Consider the following 19,410-nt stretch of genomic DNA (forward strand, 5'->3'; position numbering starts at 1 on the left):
CACCGCCGCTATCCAATCACAACGTGACATATATCCAGTTTGTGCACACCCTGCCCTCAGGCGCCGGGCAGCGGCAGCGCGGTCTTGTCGATCACCCGCCGCAGCACGAAGCTCGAATGCACGCCGGTGACGCCCGGGATGCGGGTGATGCGCTCGAGCAGCAGCTCCTGATAGGCGTCCATGTCGGCCACCACGACCTTCAACTGGTAGTCGGCATCCTGGCCGGTGATCAGCAGGCATTCCAGGACCTCGGGGATGGCGCCGACCTGGGCCTCGAAGTGGGTGAAGCGCTCGGGCGTGTGGCGGTCCATCGAGATGTGGATCAGCGCCATCAGCGACAGGCCGAGCTTCCTGGCGTCGAGCAGGGCGCGGTAGCCGCGGATGAGGCCGGATTCTTCCAGCGCACGCAGCCGGCGCAGACAGGACGAGGGCGACAGGCTGATGCGGTCGGCGAGATCCTGGTTGCTGATGCGGCCGTCCTGCTGCAGCAGGTCGAGGATCTGGCGGTCGTAGCGGTCGAGTTGCATGATCGGGCGCCCTCTTGGATCAGATAAGCAGATTCTTTCACTCATTGCACGCTTAGTGAACGTTTCTGCACAAAAACACCCTTTCGCACTGCAACAACGCAATCGTCTGCCGCAGCCCCCGGCGTAAACTTTCGTCCATCGAATCACGCCATGCCCACGAGGACCGCGCCATGATGTTGCCCAACCCCGCCGCCAAGTACCGCCCCTTCGCCCCGATCGCGCTCGCCGACCGCCAATGGCCGAACAAGGTCATCGACCGCGCCCCGATCTGGATGAGCACCGACCTGCGCGACGGCAACCAGGCGCTGTTCGAGCCCATGAACGTCGAGCGCAAGATGCGCATGTTCCGCACCGTGTGCGAGATCGGCTTCAAGGAGATCGAGGTCGGCTTCCCGTCCGCCTCGCAGACCGACTTCGACTTCGTGCGCCAGCTCGTCGAGGGCGGCCACATCCCCGCGGACGTCACCATCCAGGTGCTCACCCAGGCGCGCGAGGACCTCATCCGCCGCACCATGGAATCGGTGCGCGGTGCGCCGCGGGCGATCATCCACGTCTATAACGCCACCTCGCCCACCTTCCGCGAAGTGGTGTTCGGCATGGAGAAGCCGCAGGTGGTGGCGCTCGCGGTGTCGGCCGTACGCCTCATCAGGCAGATCGGCGCGCAGATGAATGCCGAGTGCTGCACCGAGATCCGCCTCGAATACAGCCCCGAGACCTTCTCCGCCACCGAGCTCGACTTCGCCCGCGAAGTCTGCGACGCCGTCACCGCCGAATGGGGCGCGACGCCCGACAACAAGGTCATCATCAACCTCCCGGCCACGGTCGAAGTGTCGACGCCCAACGTCTACGCCGACCAGGTCGAGTGGATGCACCGCAATCTCGCCCGCCGCGACGGCATCGTGCTCTCGCTCCACCCGCACAACGACCGCGGCAGCGGCGTGGCCGCCGCCGAGCTCGGCCTGATGGCCGGCGCCGATCGCGTCGAGGGCTGCCTGTTCGGCAACGGCGAGCGCACCGGCAACGTCGACATCGTCACCCTCGCGCTCAACATGTATACGCAAGGCGTGGCGCCCGGGCTCGACTTCTCCGACATCAACGCGGTCGCGCGCACCGTCGAGTACTGCAACCAGTTGCCGATCCACCCACGCCACCCCTATGTGGGGGATCTCGTGTTCACTGCCTTCTCCGGCTCCCACCAGGACGCCATCAAGAAGGGATTCGCGGCTCAAAAGGCGCTCAGTGGCGAGACTCGCCCGTGGAACGTACCTTACCTCCCGATCGACCCCGCCGACCTCGGCCGCAGCTACGACTCGGTGATCCGGGTCAACAGCCAGTCCGGCAAGGGCGGCATCGCCTACCTGCTCGAGGCCGAGTACGGCATCGTGATGCCGCGCCGCCTGCAGGTGGAGTTCTCGCGCGAGGTGCAGCAGGTCACCGACGCCAGCGGCGGCGAGATGTCGGCGGCGGCGATCTGGGACCTCTTCCGCAGCACCTACCTCGACAGCGTCGAGCCGGTGCGCTACGTCGAGCACCACCTCTTCGAGCACGGCGAGGCGCAGGGCATCCGTCTGGTGGTGGAGATCGGCGCCACCCGCCACCTGCTGGTGGGCGAGGGCAACGGCCCGATCGACGCCGCCATCCACGCCTTGCGGGGCGCCGGCATCGACGTCCAGGTGCGCAGCTTCGAGGAGCGCTCGATCGCCCCGAGCGAGGACGGCGGCAACGCCCAGGCATGCGCCTTCCTCGAGCTCACCGAGGCGAGCGGGCAGGGCGGCGACCGCTACGGCGTGGGGGTCGACAGCAACATCGTCACCGCCTCGATCCGCGCCATCGTCAGCGGGGTGAACCGCCTGCAGCCGGTACGGGTCATCGAACCGACCGCACGTGCGGCCTGATGGAGCGCTGCCGGCGAGTGATTCCATGACCTGCTCGCGACGTGCGTGAAGGATTCGGTGGGCGGACGCGGACGGTCGTGCCACTATGCAGGCGTCGATGATGCGCCGCGCAATGCGCGTTTCATTAAGCCGCAACCCGAGCGCGGGGCCGCGAGCGCAACATCTCCTCAACACTATGCGTGGCGTCACTGCGCTTGGGCCCGTTCACAGGTCACCGCACAGCCGTGGCGCGCGCGGCACGCACGGAGGCGATCCTCATGCCAGCAGCGCAACGAGGCGGGAAAGGGCTCAACACCGGGCTGAACACCGGGCCGAACACGGTCCCGGCCGCTAAGAACGGCGCCGCCCAGGGCTCGCACCGCCACAATGGCGTGCCCGACGGCCGGGCGCTCTATCGCCGCATCGCCGCGATCGGCGACGGGCTCTCTGCGCACGCCGATCCCTACGGCATCGCCGCGCCCATCCTGCATGCGCAGATGGCGTGGCTGATGCATCCGCAGGAGCTCGGCGAGCGCATCGCCAGCCTGAGCAGCGCGCTGTGGGAGCTGCAATGGCACACCTGGCGGCGCGCCGTCGGCCTGCCCAGCGCCGACCCGGTCAAGCCCAACGCTGACGATCCGCGCTTCGCCGATCCGGTGTGGACCGATTCGGCCACCTGGGACCTGGTCAAGGAGTGGTACCTCGCCTTCACCCACCACATGCAGGACATGCTCTACGACACCCCGGGGCTGTCCAGCAAGGAGCGCCGGCGCGCCGCGTTCTGGTGGCGCAAGTGGCTCAACGCGGTGGCGCCCACCAACTACCTGCTGACCAACCCGATCGCGCTGCGCAAGTGCATCGACAGCCGCGGCGAGAGCCTGGTGCACGGCTGGCACAACATGCTCGCCGACCTGCAGGCCGGCAACGTGCGCATGACCGACCCGGATGGCTTCAAGGTCGGCGACAACCTCGCCACCACGCCCGGCGCGGTCATCTTCCGCAACCGCCTGCTCGAGGTCATCCACTACGCGCCCACGCAGCCGCAGGTGCACGCCGAGCCGGTGGTGATCATCACGCCCTGGATCAACAAGTTCTACATTCTCGACCTCAACCCGAAGAAGAGCATGGTGCGCTACCTGCTCGACCAGGGTCTCGACGTCTTCATCACGAGCTGGAAGAACCCCGACGCTTCGATGCGCGACGTGCGCTTCGACGACTACATCACCGAGGGCATCGACGCGATCGTGCAGGTGGCGCGCGCATTCAGCGGTGCAGAGCGGGTACACGCCGCGGGCTACTGCATCGGCGGCACCGCGCTCGCCACCTGGATGGCGTGGGCTGCGCGCCACTACGGCGAGGACGCCGTGCCGGTGCGTGACTGGACGCTGTTCACCACCCTGGTGGACTTCCACAAGCCGGGCGACATCGAGGTATTCATCGACCCGCAGACCGTGGACCACCTGAGCGCGCAGATGGCGAAGAAGGGCTACCTCGACGGCAAGGACATGGCGGCCTCGTTCCGCCTGCTGCGCTCGAACAGCCTGATCTGGCACTACGTGGTGCAGGGCTGGCTGTACGGCGAGTCGCCCGCGGCCTTCGACGTGCTGTACTGGAACATGGACACCACGCGCATGCCGTACGCGATGCACGCCTGGTACCTGCGCGAGCTCTACCTCGAGAACCGCCTCATCCAGCCCGACGCGCTCACCATCGCCGGCGAGCCGATCGACCTCGGCCGCATCCGCCAGCCGCTGTATGCGGTCGCCGCCGAGGACGACCACATCGCACCGTGGGCGCAGACCTTCCACACCCTGCACCACGTCGCCGCCGACAAGCGCTTCGTGCTGTCGAGCTCCGGCCACATTCTCGGCATCGTCAATCCGCCGGTGAAGCCGCCCAAACGCCACTACCGCGTCGCCACCGCGCATCGTGCTGACAAGCCCCAGCACTGGCGCGAGCGCGCCGAGTTGCACGAGGGCAGCTGGTGGGAGGACTGGATGGCCTGGCTCAAGCCGCGCGCCGGCGAGTTGGTCGACGCGCGCCCGGCCGCCGACGAGCGTCATCCGGCGCTGTGCGCCGCCCCGGGGACCTATGTGCGGGAGGCGTGAGCGCTGAAGCGCGCGACCGCTCGGGCGCTGGCTGCGTTCGCGGGCCTCGCCCGTGCGCGCGGCACAGGCGACCGGAACGGCGCGACACGATAAGATCTTTCGCGCTCAAGCTACCCCCCCCCAACGCTTCCTGCCTGCGCGATGGATCCCGAACTCGCCTCCGAACTGTTTGATTCGCTCGGCCTCGAGGCCCTGCTGCCCGCGACGCTCGCCGCCTGGCGGCCGCTGCTGGTCGAGGGCATGGCCTTCTTCCTCGACCGCCTGCCCGAGGCACGCCTCGGCGCGATCGTCGCCGAGCAGTTCGCGCTGGCCGCAACCGCCCCCGCCGCCGAACGCATCACCGCGCTGCTCGCGCACTGCCCCACGCTGCACAAGCTCGGCCAGGTGGTCGCGCGCCAGCCTGGGCTGGACCCCGAGCTACGCCGCCACCTGCAGGCGCTGGAATCGCTGCCGGCGAGCACGGATATCGCCCGCCTGCTCGCCCACGTTCGCTCACAACTCGGCCACGACAGCGGCCTGCACCTGGCCGACCGTGCGCTCGCCGAGGGCAGCGTCGCGGTGGTGCTGCCGTTCTCGTGGCGGCAGGACGGGCGCAGCCATGAGGGCGTGTTCAAGGCGCTCAAGCCGGGGGTGGCGAAGCGGCTGGGCGAGGAGCTCGCCATCCTGCCCGCGCTCGGCGACTTCCTCGAGCGCCGCGGTGCCGTGCTCGGCCTGCCGAAGATCGACTACCGCAGCCACCTCGCCACTGCCGGCCGCCTGCTGATGCAGGAGATCCGCCTCGAGCACGAACAGGCCAACATGCGCGCCGCATCCATCGTGCTCGCCGACGATGCGGACGTCTTCGTGCCCGCGCTGCTGCCCTGGTGCACGCCGGCGCTCACCGCGATGGAACGCATCGACGGCACCAAGCTCAGCGACGCCGCGCTGCCGGCAAACGAATCCCGCCGCCTCGGCCGCGCGCTGGTCGGCGGCCTGCTCGCCCGCCCGTTCTGGTCGCGCAGCGAAACCGCGCCTTTCCACGGCGACCTGCACGGCGGCAACCTGCTGCTCGCCGCCGACGGCCGCATCGCCGTGATCGACTGGAGCCTCACCGCCCGCCTCACCAAGACCGAGCGCGAAGCGCTGGTCGAGGTCGCGCTCGCCGCGCTGGCGCTCGACGCGCGCCGCATCGCGGCCGGCCTCGCCGGTCTCGGCCTGCAGGGCACGGGCGATGCAGCGATCGCCGCCACCGTGGAGCGCGCGCTCGACGCCCTGGTGCGCAGCAACCGGCCGCTCGGCTTCGACTGGCTGGTGAGCCTGCTCGATGCGCTCGCGCTGCAGGGCGCGAGCGGCTTCGGCGAGCAACTGGCGGTGTTCCGCAAGAGCTGGCTGTCGCTCGCCGGCGTGCTCGCCGACCTCGGCTCGGTGGGCGATGCCGACCGCCCGCTGATCGGCCTCGGCCTGCAGCGCTTCGCCGCCGAATGGCCGGCGCGCCTGCTCGCCCCGGCCGAATCGCGCGCGTTTTCCACCCACGTCTCCACCGCCGACCTGATGCGCGCCGCCGCCGACATCTGGCCTGCCGGGCTGCGCTACTGGGCGCGGCTGCTCGGGCAATCGCGCGGAGCACGGAAGACACAGTGCCCGTCATGAATCCCGCCGACGCCATCCCCGCATCCTTTGCCGATCGCGCCCTGTTCGAGCCGATCGCCGCCTGGCTCGGGCGCTTCGCCGCACCCGGCGTCCCGATCCATGCCGAGCTCGACGCCCTGCTCGCTCAAGCTGCGCCCGCCGCGCGCAGCGGGGACGGCGCGGCGATCCGCTTCGTGCTCCCGGCAGGCGACGTGGAAGGCTACGAGGCGCGTATCTTCGCCAGCGGCGAAGTGCCCACCCGCAGCGGCGACTGGCACGACTTCTTCAACGCGCTCGCCTGGTGCGCCTGGCCGCGCACCAAGGCGGCCTGCAACCGCCTGCACCTGGCCGAGCTCCACGCCCGCACGGCGGCCGGCCTGCCCGGGCGCGGCCCGCGCCGCGACGCGCTGACCCAGTTCGACGAATGCGGCATCGTCGTGGTGTCCGCCGACACCGAGTTCCCCGCCCTGCTCGCCGCGCACGAGTGGGAAGAGGCGCTGTGGACGCGGCGGGCGCGCCTGCTGCAGAGCACCCGCTTCCTCGTCTTCGGCCACGGCACCTGGGACCAGTTGCGCGCGCCCTTCGTTGGCCTGTGCGCCAAGGCGCTCTTCCGCGTGGTAGACCCCGCCTGGCTGGCGCTGCCCGCCGCGCAGGCCCTCGCCGAGACCGACGCCTGGCTCGCCGCCCACCTCACGGCCAACATCGACACCCTCACCCCGCGCAGCCTGTCGCCGCTGCCGCTGCTCGGCATTCCGGGGGTGACCGCCGACAACGAATGCGCCGCGTACTACCGCGACACCCGGCAGTTCCGCCCACGCAGGCGAACGACGCCCAGCGCGCCGCCGACCTGAAACCCGAACTGGCCAGGCGCAGCGACTGTACATAAAATGCTCAAGTCATTTTCGTGCAGCGCCCGCCATGCCTCTCCGCGATCACCACCTGCCGCGGGCGAGCGATCCGCTCGCCCCTTCGAAGGGCATTGCGCTCGCCGTGTGCGCGCTGATCCTGGCGCTCGGTCTGTCGCCGGCCCCCAGCCTCGCGCAAGCGCCGCCTGCCGGCGCCAATGCGGCGCCCGCGCCGCTCGGCGCCACTTCCACGGCGGCTCCCGTCGCGATGCTCGCCCTGCGCTACGACGCATCGATCGACCCCGCCGCATACTGGGTCAGCGAAAAGCTCGACGGCGTGCGCGCATTGTGGGATGGGCAACGCCTGCGTTTTCGCAGCGGACGCGAGATCGTCGCCCCGGCATGGTTCATCGCCGCGCTGCCCGCCACCGCGGTGGACGGCGAGCTGTGGCTGGGGCGGCGGCGCTTCGATGAACTCTCCGGCCTCATCCGCCGCGAAGACCCGCAGGACCCCGGCTGGCGCGACGTGCGCTACCTGCTGTTCGACCAGCCCGGCGGCGCCGGAGATTTCACTACCCGGCTGCAGGCACTGCGCGAACTCGTCGCCGCGGCTGCCTTGCCCTGGCTGCAACTCGTGCCGCAGCAACGCGTGCCCGACCGCGCCACGCTTCAGCGCCTGCTCGACGACACCGTGCGCAGTGGCGGCGAGGGGCTCATGCTGCACCGCGCCGACGCGCGCTGGCAGTCCGGGCGCAGCGCGGCGCTACTCAAGCTCACCCCCTGGCTCGACGCCGAGGCGCGCGTGGTCGGCTACGTCCCCGGCAAAGGCCGGCTGCAGGGCAAGGTGGGCGCGCTGCGGGTGGAGGCCGCCGACGGCCGGCGCTTTCGCATCGGCAGCGGTCTCACCGACGCCATTCGCGCCAACCCACCCGCGCTCGGCGCGCTCGTCACCTACCGCTACCGCGAGCTCACCCCCGCCGGCCAGCCGCGCTTCCCGCGCTACCTGCGCGAGCGCACGCTGCCCTGAGCCAATCGGCCGCGTCATGGCAATGGGACGCGGCACACGGATGTCCTCCGGGCTAGCGCATCCCGTCGCCCGAACGCGCCGCGCACGCCCGCGTGCACGCCATCAGCGCATAACGCACAGCGCGCACCCCCTCACAGCTCGAGCTGCAGCGCCGCCAGCCTTGCATACAGCCCGCCCTGGCGGCGCAGGTCGGCCGGGGTGCCGGTCTCGACGATGCGCCCGCCGTCCATCACCACGATGCGATCCACCTGCTGCACCGTGGCCAGGCGGTGGGCGATGATCAGCGTGCTGCGGCCCTGCATCGCCGCGGCCAGGCCCTGCTGCACCAGGATTTCGGATTCGGCGTCGAGCGCGCTGGTGGCCTCGTCGAGCAGCAGGATGGGCGCGCCCTTGAGGATCGCGCGTGCGATCGCGATGCGCTGGCGCTGCCCGCCCGAGAGCCGCGTTCCGCGCTCACCGAGGAAGGTGGCGTAACCCTCCGGCAGCCGAGCAACGAACTCGTCGGCGGCGGCCGCGCGCGCGGCGGCGATCACGTCCACATCGCTGGCGTCGGGGCGGCCGTAGCGGATGTTGTCGAGCGCGCTCGCGGAGAAGATCACCGGGTCCTGCGGCACGATCGCGATGCCGGCGCGCAAGGTGTGCAACGGCAACTCGCGGATGTCGCGACCGCCGATGCGGATGCAGCCGTCGGTGACCTCGTAGTAGCGCAGCAGGAGCTGGAACAGGCTGGTCTTGCCGGCGCCGGAGGGGCCGACCAGCGCGAGCTTCTCGCCCGGAGCGATGTGCAGGGAGATATCGTCGAGCGCGCGCACGCCCGGACGGGCGGGATAGCAGAACACCACGTGCTCGAGTTCGATTCCAGCCTCTCCGGCCGAATCCGCCGCCCGCGCGACGTTCGATGCGTCCGGAGACCTATTCCGTGGGAGCGGGCTTGCCCGCGAAAGCGGCCGCTCCGGGCACGACGATGTATCCGCTGTTCGCGGGCAAGCCCGCTCCCACAAGAGCCGCCCCCACAACCCCTGTGCCGACGGTGCAGCCGTCTCCGCGTCACGGATCGCCGGCTCGGCGTGCAGCAGTTCGAGCAGGCGCCCGGTGGCGCCGCTGGCGCGCATCACGTCGCCCCACACCTCGGCCAGCGTGCCCACGCCGCCCGCAACCAGCGCGGCATAGATCAGGAAGGCGCCGAGCTCGCCCATCGACAGCGTGCCGGCCTGCACCTGGCGCGCGCCGATCCACAGCACGAAGACGATCGTGCCCATCACCGCGGTGATGATCAGCGCGGTCAGCAACGCGCGCACCCGGGTGCGCCGCACCGCGCTGCGAAAGCCGGTCTCGCTGCGTTCGGCGAAACGCGCGGCCTCGCGGTCTTCCTGGGTAAAGGCCTGCACGGTCGGCATGGCGTTGAGGATCTCGCCGGCCAGCGCCGAGGCGTCGGCGATGCGGTCCTGCGACTCGCGCGACAGCTTGCGCACGCGGCGGCCGATGAGCACGATCGGCAGCGCGAGCAGCGCCATCAGCCCGAAGATCATGGCGAAGAGGTGCACGCTGGTCGCCGCCAGCATCACCATGCCGCCGACGAACTGGAACAGGCTGCGCAGCCCCATCGACACCGAACTGCCGACCACCGCCTGCACCAGCGTGGTGTCGCCGGTGAGCCGCGACAGCACCTCGCCGGTCTGCAGGGTTTCGAAGAACTGTGGCGACTGGCGCAACACGCGCGCATACACCGCGCTGCGCAGGTCGGCGGTCACGCGCTCGCCGATCCACGACACCACGTAATAGCGCGCCGCCACCGCCGCCGCCCAGAACACCGCGAGGCCGAACAGCGCGACGAAGCGCCCGTCCAGACCCTGCGCGCCGAACAGCCCGCCGCCGCCGCCCACCCCGGCACTGGATGCACCACCCGCAGGCACGCCGCCGAAGCCCGCATCGATCAGGTCACGGAACGCCAGCGGCACCACCAGGATCGCCGCGGATCCCAGGCACAGCAGCACGAAGGCGAGCGCCACCCGCGCGCGGTAGGGACGCAGGAAGGGCAGCAGGCCGCGCAGCGCGGAGAGCGGGGCGGCCGTGGGGGCAGGGAGGGACATGCTCGGATTATTGCCCCATCCCCACCGGGACGGTGCACATCGACGGCGCCGCGGCCGGACAGTCGCAAAACGGCACCACCCACACGCGTCGCCTGTCCCGTGGGAGCGGGCTTGCCCGCGAAGGCAATACGCTCAAGCGCCGATTCGCGGCCAAGGCCGCTCCCACAGACCGTTGCGCCCACGAAGAACCGCCCGGCATTCCCGCAGCCCGCGTCGAACCGCACTGGGCTATGCTTCGGTCACACAGGCCGTTCCCACGGAGCCCAGCATGGACACGCCAGACACGATCCACGCCTACTGGTTTGGCTCCGCCGCCGACACGGCTGACGACACCGCCATCGTCGCCCGCCAGTCGGCGCTGTGGTGGAAGAAGCAGCCCGAGGTCGATGCCGAGATCCGCCTGCGCTTTGCGCCGCTGGTGGCGCGCGCCGCGGTGGGCGAGCTGGACGACTGGCTGAGCGGAGCGAGCGGCGTGCGCGGGCGCCTCGCCCTGATCCTGCTCACCGACCAGTTCCCGCGCAACATCTGGCGCGGCCAGGCCGCCGCCTTCGCCTTCGACGTGCTCGCACTGCGCTGGGCAAAGGAGACGATCGAGCGCGGCCTCGACCTGCAGGCGCGGCCGATCGAGCGCGTGTTCCTGTACCTGCCGCTGGAGCATTCCGAAGACCTCGCCGACCAGCGCGAAGCGGTGCGCCTGTTCGACACGCTCGCCGGCGAGGTGGCCCCCGCGGCACGGCCCGCCTTTGCCGGCTACCTCGACTACGCCCGCCGCCACCTCGAGATCGTCGAGCGTTTCGGGCGCTTTCCGCACCGCAACGCCGCGCTCGGGCGCGAGACGAGCGCCGAGGAGGCCGAATTCCTGCGCCAGCCGGGTTCGGGGTTCTGAGCCCTGCGCGCGGCCAGCGCTGCCAACCTGGACTGCGGTCTGCCCCCACCGCGTCCGCACAATGATCAGGACACCATGAAAGCCCACATCCTGCAGCACGTCCCCTTCGAAGGCCCCGCCAGGATCGGCCAGTGGCTGGCGGCGCGCGGCGCACAAGTCAGCCATACCCGCTTCTGGGAGTCCGCCGCGCTGCCCGACCCGGCGGCCGTGGACCTGCTGGTGGTGATGGGCGGGCCGATGAGCGTCAATGACGAGGCCGAGTTTGCGTGGCTGGCGGCAGAAAAGCGCTTCATCGCCGACGTGGTCGCACTCGGCCGCCCGGTGCTGGGCATCTGCCTGGGGGCGCAACTGATCGCCAGCGCGCATGGCGCGCGCGTTTTCCGCAACACCGAGAAGGAGATCGGCTGGTTCGACGTCCACGCCTGCACAGGCACCAAGGACGCGTTCGAGTTCCCGCCGACCACGACCGTGCTGCACTGGCATGGCGAAACCTTCGAGCTGCCGCCGGGCGCACGCATGCTCGCCTCCAGCGCGGCCTGCAGGCATCAGGCATTCCAGCTCGGCGAACGTGCGATCGGGCTGCAGTTCCACCTCGAGATGACCGCTGAGAGCCTGCGCGCGATCATCGACAACTGCCGCGCCGAGCTCGCGCCGGCACGCTGGATCCAGGACGAGGCGGCGATCCTCGGCCACGCCGAGGGCCATTTCGCGGCGACCCATGCGCTGATGGACCGCCTGCTCGACTGGCTCACCCGACCACACCCCGGCGGGGGTTGAAGGCAGCGCCGAAGGCGGCGCTCAACCCCCTTCGCGCGGTCGCCCGTTGTACTTGATCGCGGCTTCGATCCAGGCCTTCGCCTGTTCGGCGTCGATCGGCGCCAGGTTCTTCTGCGCGCGGCGGGCAACCTCGTCGTTGTATTTCGCCGTGACTTCCTCGACGGACGCGCCCGCCAGCGTCGCCAGCGCGCGGATGCCCACCGCCCACAGCACGTCGGCCGCACGCGGATCGATGGCGCGCACCGACAGTAATTCGGCGTGCCCGATCCACTCCGCCAGCCGCCCGCGATCGACCCCGACCAGCGCGGATAGCTCGGCGCTCGACTTCAGCCGCGACCCCGCCACCAGCAGGTCGTTGATGGTGTAGATCTGGTGGCGGTTGAGCGCGCCGCGCCAGGTCTCGCCGACGCCGATGATGTCTTCCACACCGGCGTAAGGGCTGAACTCCGGCCCCGCACTGAGGCCGGCGTCCTCGCGCGGCAGCGGCACGAGGTCGAGGCGGATGCGCGACAACTTGGACGGGTCGATGTCGTCCTCTGGGCGCACGAAGCGGTATTCGAGCGTGCCCAGCGGCGACACATCCACGGTGACCTGGGCGTCGATCGCCACCTCGCGGACCGCGAATCGACTCACCGGGTTGGTGGTCTGCGCGAGCTTGTTCTGCAGCGTGTCGAGGGTGTGCGCGACCGCGCTCGCGAAGTCGTCCGGGCTGCGCTTGCGCGCGGCCTCGACCTCGGCGAGCTGGCGGCGCAGCGCGGCGTTCTCGCTCTCGAGCCGGGAGAGCTCCTTGCGCATCGCGGCAATCACCGCCTCGGTGTTGTCTGCGCCGCTGTCGCCATCGGCGACCGGGGTGAACACCCCTAGCCGGCCGTCCAGGTTGACCAGGCTGGAACTGCCGACCGGCTTGAACGCCATCGCGTCGACGAGCCGGGGGTCGAGCAGCGAAGCGGCGGCAATGCGGGGGTCCTTGGGGTCGATGGGCATGGCAGCTCGGAGGTCTGGGCGGGTTGATCAGGATTGCGGCGACACGTCCGGCATCGCGCTGCGCGGCGCCAGGCGAAGTCGCACCACCAGGCTGCTCGAGGCCTGGTAGCCATAGAGGCTGACCTGGCGCGGATCCACCGGCCGCGACATCAACTGCGCCGGCGCGCTTGCGGTGGCGCGGCGCACCGAGGCCGACAGCGCCACCTCGAGCGCGACGTCGGTGAAGGTGTACCATAGCGGCGGCACGAGCGGGGCGTCCGCATCGCCGCGCTCCATGGCGTCCAGGCGTTGGGTGGCGTGGCGGTCCAGGCCTTCCTGGGCCGCGGCCACCGATACCACGGTGCTCGCGAGCAGCTCGCCGAGTTCCACCGCCTGCTGGCTGGCGAGTTCGCTCGCCTGCGTGATCGTGCTCATGGGTTCTCCCGCCGGCCGGGGCGGTCATCGTCGCCGCCCCGGCCGATCGCTCAGAAGGTGATGGTCACCGAGTTGCTGACCAGACCGATGCGCGCGGTGATGATGAAGTTCGCCGGCGTGGTGTCGGCGTCCTCGTCGAGGAAGTCGCGGCGCAGCTCGATCTGGATCTGGCCGGACGCGTCGGTCACCCCGGTGCCGAGATGGCGCCAGGGCACGCCGGAGGTCTCGATCGACAAGGCCTTGCCGGTGATCGCGCTGCCATCGCGGCGGGTGAACTGCAACAGCATGCTCATCGTGCGGCCGACGATGGCGTCGCCGTCCAATTCGTCGGCGATCTCGCCCTGGATCAGCGCGAGCCGAGGCCCGCGGATCACCTGGTTGGGCTTCGGAATGCCGACGTCGTCGCGCGGCTCGAGCAGGGCACTCGCCCGGATGCGGCCGAGCGACACGTCGGTGGACACCTCCGCCGCGGTGGTGCGCTCGCTCGATGAACTGCCGACACGAACCAGGCCGGGGCCGAGGAACATGGACACGCCGGAGCCGAACAATCCGCTGTCCGAGGACGCGGTCGTGGTCGAGCTATCAGACGAGGCTGCGAACTCGCGGGCGAAGAACTCGCCCTGCAGGCGCACGCTGGTCCACTGGTAGAACACCGGGTCGATGAAGCTGATCAGCGGCAGCGGTCGCACATGGTTGGTGACATGGTCGAGCGTGCCGTCGTCGCGGAACACGCGCTCGCGCACGGCGATCACGTTCACCAGCGTCGAGGCCAGCGCCGAGGCGGTGGCGGCGCTCGAGGTGTCGAGCTGCAACTGGGTGGCGGCAACCGCCGCGCCCGTGCGCTCGACCAGGGTGCCGAAGGCGATGCCGGCACCGCGCAGTTCGTCGGCGACGTTGGCGTCCTCGGCGAGCACGGTGGCAAGGGAAGGAAGCAGATCAGGCATGGTGGATTCTCCTATCCGGGGCTGCGCTTAAAGCGACACGCTCAGGCTGCGTTCGATCTGGCCCAGGGTCGCCGTCACCGTGCCGCGGGCGCGGCGCTGGAACAGCGGGCTGGGAATGTTGCGCGACAGGGTGACGCGGCACTGGCCGCTGGCGTTGGTGGTGTTGCCGGTGAAGCCGTCGGTGGTGGCGAAGGACAGGTCGAAGGGGCCCGGATCGACGTCGATCGCCACCGCCGGATTCACCGACCCGTCGGCCTTGCGCACGGTGATGACGATGTCGGTCGCGCGTGCGGTCACCACGCCCGAGGTCAGCGTCTCCTGCACGCTGCCCAGCGCCATGAAGATCTGCGGCCCGATCGTCACTTCGGCGGGCGGGTCGAACCCTTCGACGTTGCGCGGCTGCAGCAGGGCGTCCATCACCACGCGGCCTTCGGCCCAGTTGGACTCGAAGTCCGACTCTTCCTTGCGGAAGGTGGAGTTGCTCTTGAACGAGGACACGCCGATGCCGAGAAAGCCGAAGAACAAACCCACGTTGGCGGCGCGGCGGCTGTCGCTCTTGCTGGTGACGGTGATGCCGCGCTCGCTGTCGACCGCGCCGACGGTCATGTCCATGCGCAGCGCGACGTGGCTCCACTGGTGGGCGGTGGGGCGCACGAAGTTGATCAGCGACACGTTCTGGGTGACGAGCTGGGTCGCCGAGGGCACCGGCAGGCCGTCGTCGTTGAGCTCCTGCACGACGTCGGTGACCACGGTGATGTTGGCCTGTGAGAGCGTGGTGGCGGTGGCGACCAGGCCGGCGTCGAGCGCGGTCTGCGAGTCGGCAACGCCGCGGCCGATCGAGCCCAGGATGTCGCCGAAGCTCGGCGCGATCTGGGCCAGTTCGCCCGAGACGTCGGCCGCGAGCGCGAGCGCGCCGCCGACACCGCCGGAGATCAGCGCATCGGCCGAGAGGATGCTGCCCTCGGGTACGGCAGTGACCGGCGGGGTGGCGCCGGCCGAACGGGTCCGGGTGGGCTTGGCCTTGCCCGGATTGTCGGTGTTGTCAGCCATGATGCACTCCTCTTGGGTGGTTCATCGGAACAGGCTTTCGCCACAGGCGGCGCGCGCAACGCTGCGGTCGAGCGCGTCGAGCAAGGGTGCCAGCGCTGCGACCAGCGCCTGCCAGTCGCCTGCGGAAGCACCACCGGGTGGCCCGTCGAGCAGCCGGCGGGCCGGAAACGCCCACGCCAGCGCCGCCGCCGAAGGGGGCGACACACTGACGAAGGCGGCCACATCCTGGACCTGCCGCCGCAACGCGGCAGGCAGGAAACCCAGCGCGGCGGCGTCGGGCACGCCAGCGCACAAGGCGGCCATGCCGCCCGGCAGCGCGGACTCCAGGCTCCGCGCCCGGGCCGCGCCGACGCCGCGGATCGCCGACCACGGCAGCGCGAGCCGCCAGCGCAGCGCTGGCGTCGCAGCATCGGGGTCGGGCTCCGGTGCGGGTTCGGGCGGCGGTTCGGGCGCGACCGGCGGAGCTGCGCCCGGACTCATCGCCAGCGCCCAGGGCTGCGGCCCGAGCGGCACATTCACGCCGCGCACCTGCAGCGTCCACGGCCCCGCATCCAGCTCGACGTCGATGCACTCGACCGTATTGCGCCGGTCGGGGCTGCCGACGGCACCGGCCGGATGGTTGCCCCAGGCACGCACCTCTCCGCTGGCGTCGAGCAGCACGAGGTCGAGATCATTGACCAGGGTCTCCGCCGGCGCGTCGTACCAGCACAGCACGGCACGCAGGCGGCCCGGGCCCTGCCACGCGATCTGGCGCAGACCGCCGGTTGCCAGCCCGTCGCGATCCTCGACCAGCACCGGCCCAGCCGTGCCGGGCAGACTGCCCGCCAGCCACAGGCGGCCGAAGCCGGCGCTGTTGCTGTCCTCGTCGCTGCCGCCGTCGCGCCGGCGCACCGGCTGCGTGCCCTGGATCAGCAAGGCCTTGAGCGCGGCGCCGCCGGGGGCATGGCCAAGCGCCTGCCGCCAGCGCTGGCGCAGCACGGCCGCCGCGCCCGCGACCACGCCGGTCGCCATCGAGGTGCCGCCCAGGTACTGGTACCAGGGCAGCGGATTCGCCAGCCCCCAGCCTCGCGCCGAGGTGGCGGTGCTGCGCGGCGCAGCGAGGTTGGTGCCGGGTGCGCATAGCTCGGGCTTGATGCGACCGTCGAGCGTGGGCCCGCAGCTCGACAGCAGCGCGAGGCGTGCGGGGTCGCCCGACACCGGTGCGGCGCGCAGCGCGGGATCGGGAAAGCGGGTGCCCATCGGGTCGAGCGCCGCCCAGCCGCCGCGCAAGCCGACGCCCATATCAGGCCCCTCGGTCGCGCCGACGCTGAGCACGTTCTTGGCGCTCGCTGGCGCGTACAGCGTGCCGGCGTCGACCCGGCCGTCGCGGTTGCGGTCGCGCCCGGCATTGCCGGCGGCGAAGATCAGCAAGGACTCGGGATGCTCGTGCAGGAAATGGTCGCACTCCCAACTGTCGTCGGTATAGGCGCCGGCCGCCTCCACCCCCCAGGCATTGGCGTGAATGGCAGCGCCGGCGGCGCGCGCCTGTTCGAGCAGCTCGCGCAGGTCGAGCGGACGGCCGGCGAGGTAGAAGCCGGGCTGCAACTGGCTGCGCCACGCCGGCAGCGGGTCGATGTACTGCTCGATGGCCTGCATCAGGATGCGGGCACCGGGCGCGATGCCGCGCAAGCGCCCCGCGCTCGTGCTGCCGTCACCCGTCGCCAGTCCGGCCACGTGCGTGCCGTGCCCGGTGCCGCGGTCGGCGCCGCCGTCGTCCGCGCCCGGCGTGCGCACGAAGGTCGCCCAGCCGGCCGAGACCGGCCAGCTATGAATCGCGTGCACGCGGCCGGCGAAGTCGGGATGCGGCGCGGCGGGCTCGCCGGTGCCCAGTCCGGTGTCGGCAAAGGCGATCAGCTCGCCCGCGCCGGGGGGGTCATCGTCGGTCGGGGCGGCAGGCGCCGGCACCACGCCGATCGCAAGGCCGAGCGAGGCCGAGGCCAGGCGCGGCAGCGCGCCCGGATCGGCGATCTTCACCCCCACCGCATCACGCAGGTGCCCAACGGCGTCGGGCCCACCGACCACACGCAGCTTGTAGCGGCTGGTCTCGACCACCTGCAGGCCGGCGTCGGCGAGCGCCTGTTCGAGCCGCGCACGGTCGGCCTCGGTGAAGGCCACCGCGTCGAAGGTCTGCGGCAGGGCGTCGACCCGACCGCTGCCGGGGCGGGCGCAATCGTCCGCTTCATAGGCACCGATCGCACGCAGGGTCGGCAAGGCCGCGCGCAGGGCGTCGACGTCGGGGCCGATGTCCGCACACAGCGCGAACGGCGGGCAGTCGAAGCGCACCACCCAGCCCAGCGTCGCAAGCGTCTCGCGCCAGGCGGGTGCGATCGGCCCGGCAAAGCGCAGGATGCAACGCGGCCCCGCCCCGGGCGCAAACACGCCGGGCGGCAACACACGCGCCACGCCGTTCACCGAGACCGGGTCGAGGTCGGTCCAGCTCGCCCACGCCTGCGGCGGCGCGCCGTCGACCGCCACCAGGGCAAGTTCGCCATAGCGCTCGAGCACCTCGCCTGCCGCCACCGTATCCGCAGGCAGCAGGGCAAAACGCAAGGCGACGGCAACAGCAGGGCCGGCCAGCGAGGCAGCCATGACAGCAAATCCCTGAAAGATGTTCGGATGAGCGCGTGCAGGAAAGGGCGCAAGCGGTCGCGTGCGAACCCAGGCAGTTCGATCCATCGCGGCCGGCGGTTCGACGATGCCGCCGTGCACCCCGGTATAGACCCGGAATGGGGACAATGCAAAATGCAAGCCACCGCGTTCATTACAGCGCCATGCGAATCGCGGATCGGCGTGCCAGGTGCCGGCCGTCGGCACGTCAGCGCAGTTAGAATGTGGCGATCGGCGCAACGCCTTGCGCCCGCCGCCGTCCCCACGCTCCAGGAGCCCAGGCCCATGCGCAATCTCCCCCACTTGCCGCGATTCAACGATGCGCGCGCCCTTGCCGCGCTCCTCCTCGTCCTCCTCGTCAGCCTGGCCGTCACCGGCTGCGCCAGCCTGGTGCACCGCGAGCCGGTGCGCATCAACGTGGTCGGCCTCGAGCCGATTCCCGGCGAAGGCATGGAGATGCGCTTCAAGGTCAAGCTGCGGGTGCAGAACCCGAACGAGACCGCGATCGACTTCGATGGCCTCGCGCTCGATCTGGACCTCAACGGTCGGCCCTTCGCCACCGGCGTCAGCGACCGCGCCGGCAGCGTGCCGCGCTTTGGCGAGACGCTGATCGAGATCCCGGTGTCGGTGTCGGCGATCGCGGTGGTGCGCCAAGCGCTCGGCGTGATCGAAGGCGACGGCAAGGCCGAGGTGCCCTACGCGCTGCGCGGCCGCCTCGCCGGCGGCCTGCTCGGTGGCATGCGCTTCTCCGATTCCGGTACCCTGAAGCTGCCCGACCCGCTCAAGACCCCGCGCTGACACGCCTTACACGCCGCAAGAACAAGGAGACCGCACGATGACCCTGCCTACCGTCAAGGACGCCCGCCTGCAACTCGACAACCGCGTCGCCACCCTCACGCTGGCGCGCGATGACGTGCGCAATGCGCTCACCGGCACTGCGCTGATCGACGACATCGTCAACATCGCCGAATGGGTGAACACCTGCGACGAGGTCTCGGTGCTCGTCATCACCGGCGAGGGCTCGGCCTTCTCGGCCGGCGGCAACGTCAAGGACATGGCGGCGCGCGGCGGCGACTTCGCCGGCGACGTGGCCGAGGTCGCCACCCGCTACCGCCGCGGCATCCAGCGCATCCCGCTGTCGCTGCAGGCGGTCGAGGTGCCGATCATCGCCGCGGTCAATGGCCCGGCGATCGGCGCCGGCTTCGACCTCGCCAACATGGCCGACCTCCGCATCGCATCGACGAAGGCGAAGTTCGGCGAGACCTTCCTCAACCTCGGCATCATCCCCGGCGACGGCGGCGCCTGGTTCATGCAGCGCCTGATCGGCTACCAGCAGGCCTTCGAGCTCACCCTGTCGGGGCGCATCGTCGGCGCCGAAGAGGCCAAGACGCTGGGCATCGTGCTCGAGGTGGTCGAACCCGACCAGCTGCTGGCGCGCGCGCACGAGATGGCCGCGCGCTTCGCCGCCCAGCCCCCCAAGGCCCTGCGCCTGACCAAGCGCCTGATGAAGATGGCGCAGCGCATGGAGCTCAAGGACTTCCTCGACCTGTGCGCCGCCTTCCAGGGCATGTGCCACAACGAGCCCGAGCACCTCGAGGCGGTCAACCGCCTGCTCGCGCGCTCCTGAACC

At 70.8% G+C, this 19,410-nt stretch carries 16 protein-coding genes; 9 read left to right on the forward strand and 7 right to left on the reverse strand.

What is annotated here, in order from left to right:
• Nucleotides 1-56 precede the first annotated feature (56 nt).
• Nucleotides 57-527: an Lrp/AsnC family transcriptional regulator gene (locus RBT54_RS10935; protein WP_320367077.1), complete on the reverse strand. Its 471-nt coding sequence runs from the start codon at nucleotides 525-527 to the stop codon at nucleotides 57-59.
• Between the two features lie 170 nt (nucleotides 528-697).
• Between RBT54_RS10935 and leuA the strand changes: the two genes are divergently transcribed.
• The 5 genes from leuA (at nucleotide 698) to RBT54_RS10960 (ending at nucleotide 7,989) form a co-directional block, all read left to right on the forward strand.
• Entirely contained in the window at nucleotides 698-2,422 is a 1,725-nt protein-coding gene (leuA, locus tag RBT54_RS10940; RefSeq protein WP_320367079.1) for a 2-isopropylmalate synthase, read from the forward strand.
• 476 nt (nucleotides 2,423-2,898) lie between these two features.
• Nucleotides 2,899-4,509, forward strand: coding sequence for a PHA/PHB synthase family protein (locus RBT54_RS10945; protein WP_320367104.1), 1,611 nt, complete (start codon nucleotides 2,899-2,901; stop codon nucleotides 4,507-4,509).
• A 141-nt stretch (nucleotides 4,510-4,650) separates the two neighbouring features.
• Nucleotides 4,651-6,138 carry an AarF/UbiB family protein gene (locus RBT54_RS10950; RefSeq protein WP_320367080.1) on the forward strand — a complete coding sequence of 496 codons (1,488 nt, stop codon included), beginning with the start codon at nucleotides 4,651-4,653 and terminating at the stop codon, nucleotides 6,136-6,138.
• Entirely contained in the window at nucleotides 6,135-6,968 is an 834-nt protein-coding gene (locus RBT54_RS10955) for a DUF3025 domain-containing protein (RefSeq protein ID WP_320367106.1), read from the forward strand. The genes RBT54_RS10950 and RBT54_RS10955 overlap by 4 nt, the downstream gene beginning before the upstream one ends.
• Before the next feature lie 67 nt (nucleotides 6,969-7,035).
• The gene (locus RBT54_RS10960) at nucleotides 7,036-7,989 is read left to right on the forward strand and encodes a DNA ligase (protein WP_320367081.1); all 954 of its coding nucleotides are present in this window, start codon (nucleotides 7,036-7,038) and stop codon (nucleotides 7,987-7,989) included.
• A gap of 131 nt (nucleotides 7,990-8,120) precedes the next feature.
• Here the strand turns inward: RBT54_RS10960 and RBT54_RS10965 are convergent, their stop codons facing one another.
• Entirely contained in the window at nucleotides 8,121-10,079 is a 1,959-nt protein-coding gene (locus RBT54_RS10965) for an ABC transporter transmembrane domain-containing protein (protein ID WP_320367082.1), read from the reverse strand.
• A 268-nt stretch (nucleotides 10,080-10,347) separates the two neighbouring features.
• Here RBT54_RS10965 and RBT54_RS10970 point away from each other — a divergent pair, with 268 nt between their 5' ends.
• Together RBT54_RS10970 and RBT54_RS10975 are read left to right on the forward strand one after the other, a co-directional pair.
• Complete coding sequence (locus RBT54_RS10970; protein WP_320367083.1) at nucleotides 10,348-10,965, forward strand: DUF924 family protein; 618 nt, start codon at nucleotides 10,348-10,350, stop codon at nucleotides 10,963-10,965.
• Nucleotides 10,966-11,040: 75 nt separating this feature from the next.
• The gene (locus tag RBT54_RS10975) at nucleotides 11,041-11,742 is read left to right on the forward strand and encodes a type 1 glutamine amidotransferase (protein ID WP_320367084.1); all 702 of its coding nucleotides are present in this window, start codon (nucleotides 11,041-11,043) and stop codon (nucleotides 11,740-11,742) included.
• A 21-nt stretch (nucleotides 11,743-11,763) separates the two neighbouring features.
• Here the strand turns inward: RBT54_RS10975 and RBT54_RS10980 are convergent, their stop codons facing one another.
• Genes RBT54_RS10980 through RBT54_RS11000 form a run of 5 tightly spaced genes read right to left on the reverse strand, consistent with a single transcriptional unit; the run spans nucleotide 11,764 to nucleotide 17,762 of the window.
• Complete coding sequence (locus RBT54_RS10980; RefSeq protein WP_320367085.1) at nucleotides 11,764-12,726, reverse strand: DUF4332 domain-containing protein; 963 nt, start codon at nucleotides 12,724-12,726, stop codon at nucleotides 11,764-11,766.
• A 27-nt stretch (nucleotides 12,727-12,753) separates the two neighbouring features.
• Nucleotides 12,754-13,140: a hypothetical protein gene (locus RBT54_RS10985; protein WP_320367086.1), complete on the reverse strand. Its 387-nt coding sequence runs from the start codon at nucleotides 13,138-13,140 to the stop codon at nucleotides 12,754-12,756.
• A 50-nt stretch (nucleotides 13,141-13,190) separates the two neighbouring features.
• A complete protein-coding gene (locus tag RBT54_RS10990) occupies nucleotides 13,191-14,084 on the reverse strand; it encodes a hypothetical protein (RefSeq protein WP_320367087.1) in 894 nt (297 codons plus the stop codon).
• Nucleotides 14,085-14,111: 27 nt separating this feature from the next.
• Nucleotides 14,112-15,134: a hypothetical protein gene (locus tag RBT54_RS10995; protein WP_320367088.1), complete on the reverse strand. Its 1,023-nt coding sequence runs from the start codon at nucleotides 15,132-15,134 to the stop codon at nucleotides 14,112-14,114.
• A 21-nt stretch (nucleotides 15,135-15,155) separates the two neighbouring features.
• Nucleotides 15,156-17,762, reverse strand: coding sequence for a S8 family serine peptidase (locus tag RBT54_RS11000; protein ID WP_320367090.1), 2,607 nt, complete (start codon nucleotides 17,760-17,762; stop codon nucleotides 15,156-15,158).
• 303 nt (nucleotides 17,763-18,065) lie between these two features.
• On the opposite strand from RBT54_RS11000, the gene RBT54_RS11005 reads away from it, so the two are divergent.
• Nucleotides 18,066-18,578, forward strand: a complete 513-nt coding sequence (locus RBT54_RS11005) for an LEA type 2 family protein (protein ID WP_320367092.1) — start codon at nucleotides 18,066-18,068, stop codon at nucleotides 18,576-18,578.
• Between the two features lie 37 nt (nucleotides 18,579-18,615).
• The gene (locus RBT54_RS11010; RefSeq protein WP_320367094.1) at nucleotides 18,616-19,407 is read left to right on the forward strand and encodes an enoyl-CoA hydratase-related protein; all 792 of its coding nucleotides are present in this window, start codon (nucleotides 18,616-18,618) and stop codon (nucleotides 19,405-19,407) included.
• Nucleotides 19,408-19,410: the final 3 nt, after the last annotated feature.

This window comes from Thauera sp., from assembly GCF_034003485.1.
Lineage (GTDB): Bacteria > Pseudomonadota > Gammaproteobacteria > Burkholderiales > Rhodocyclaceae > Thauera.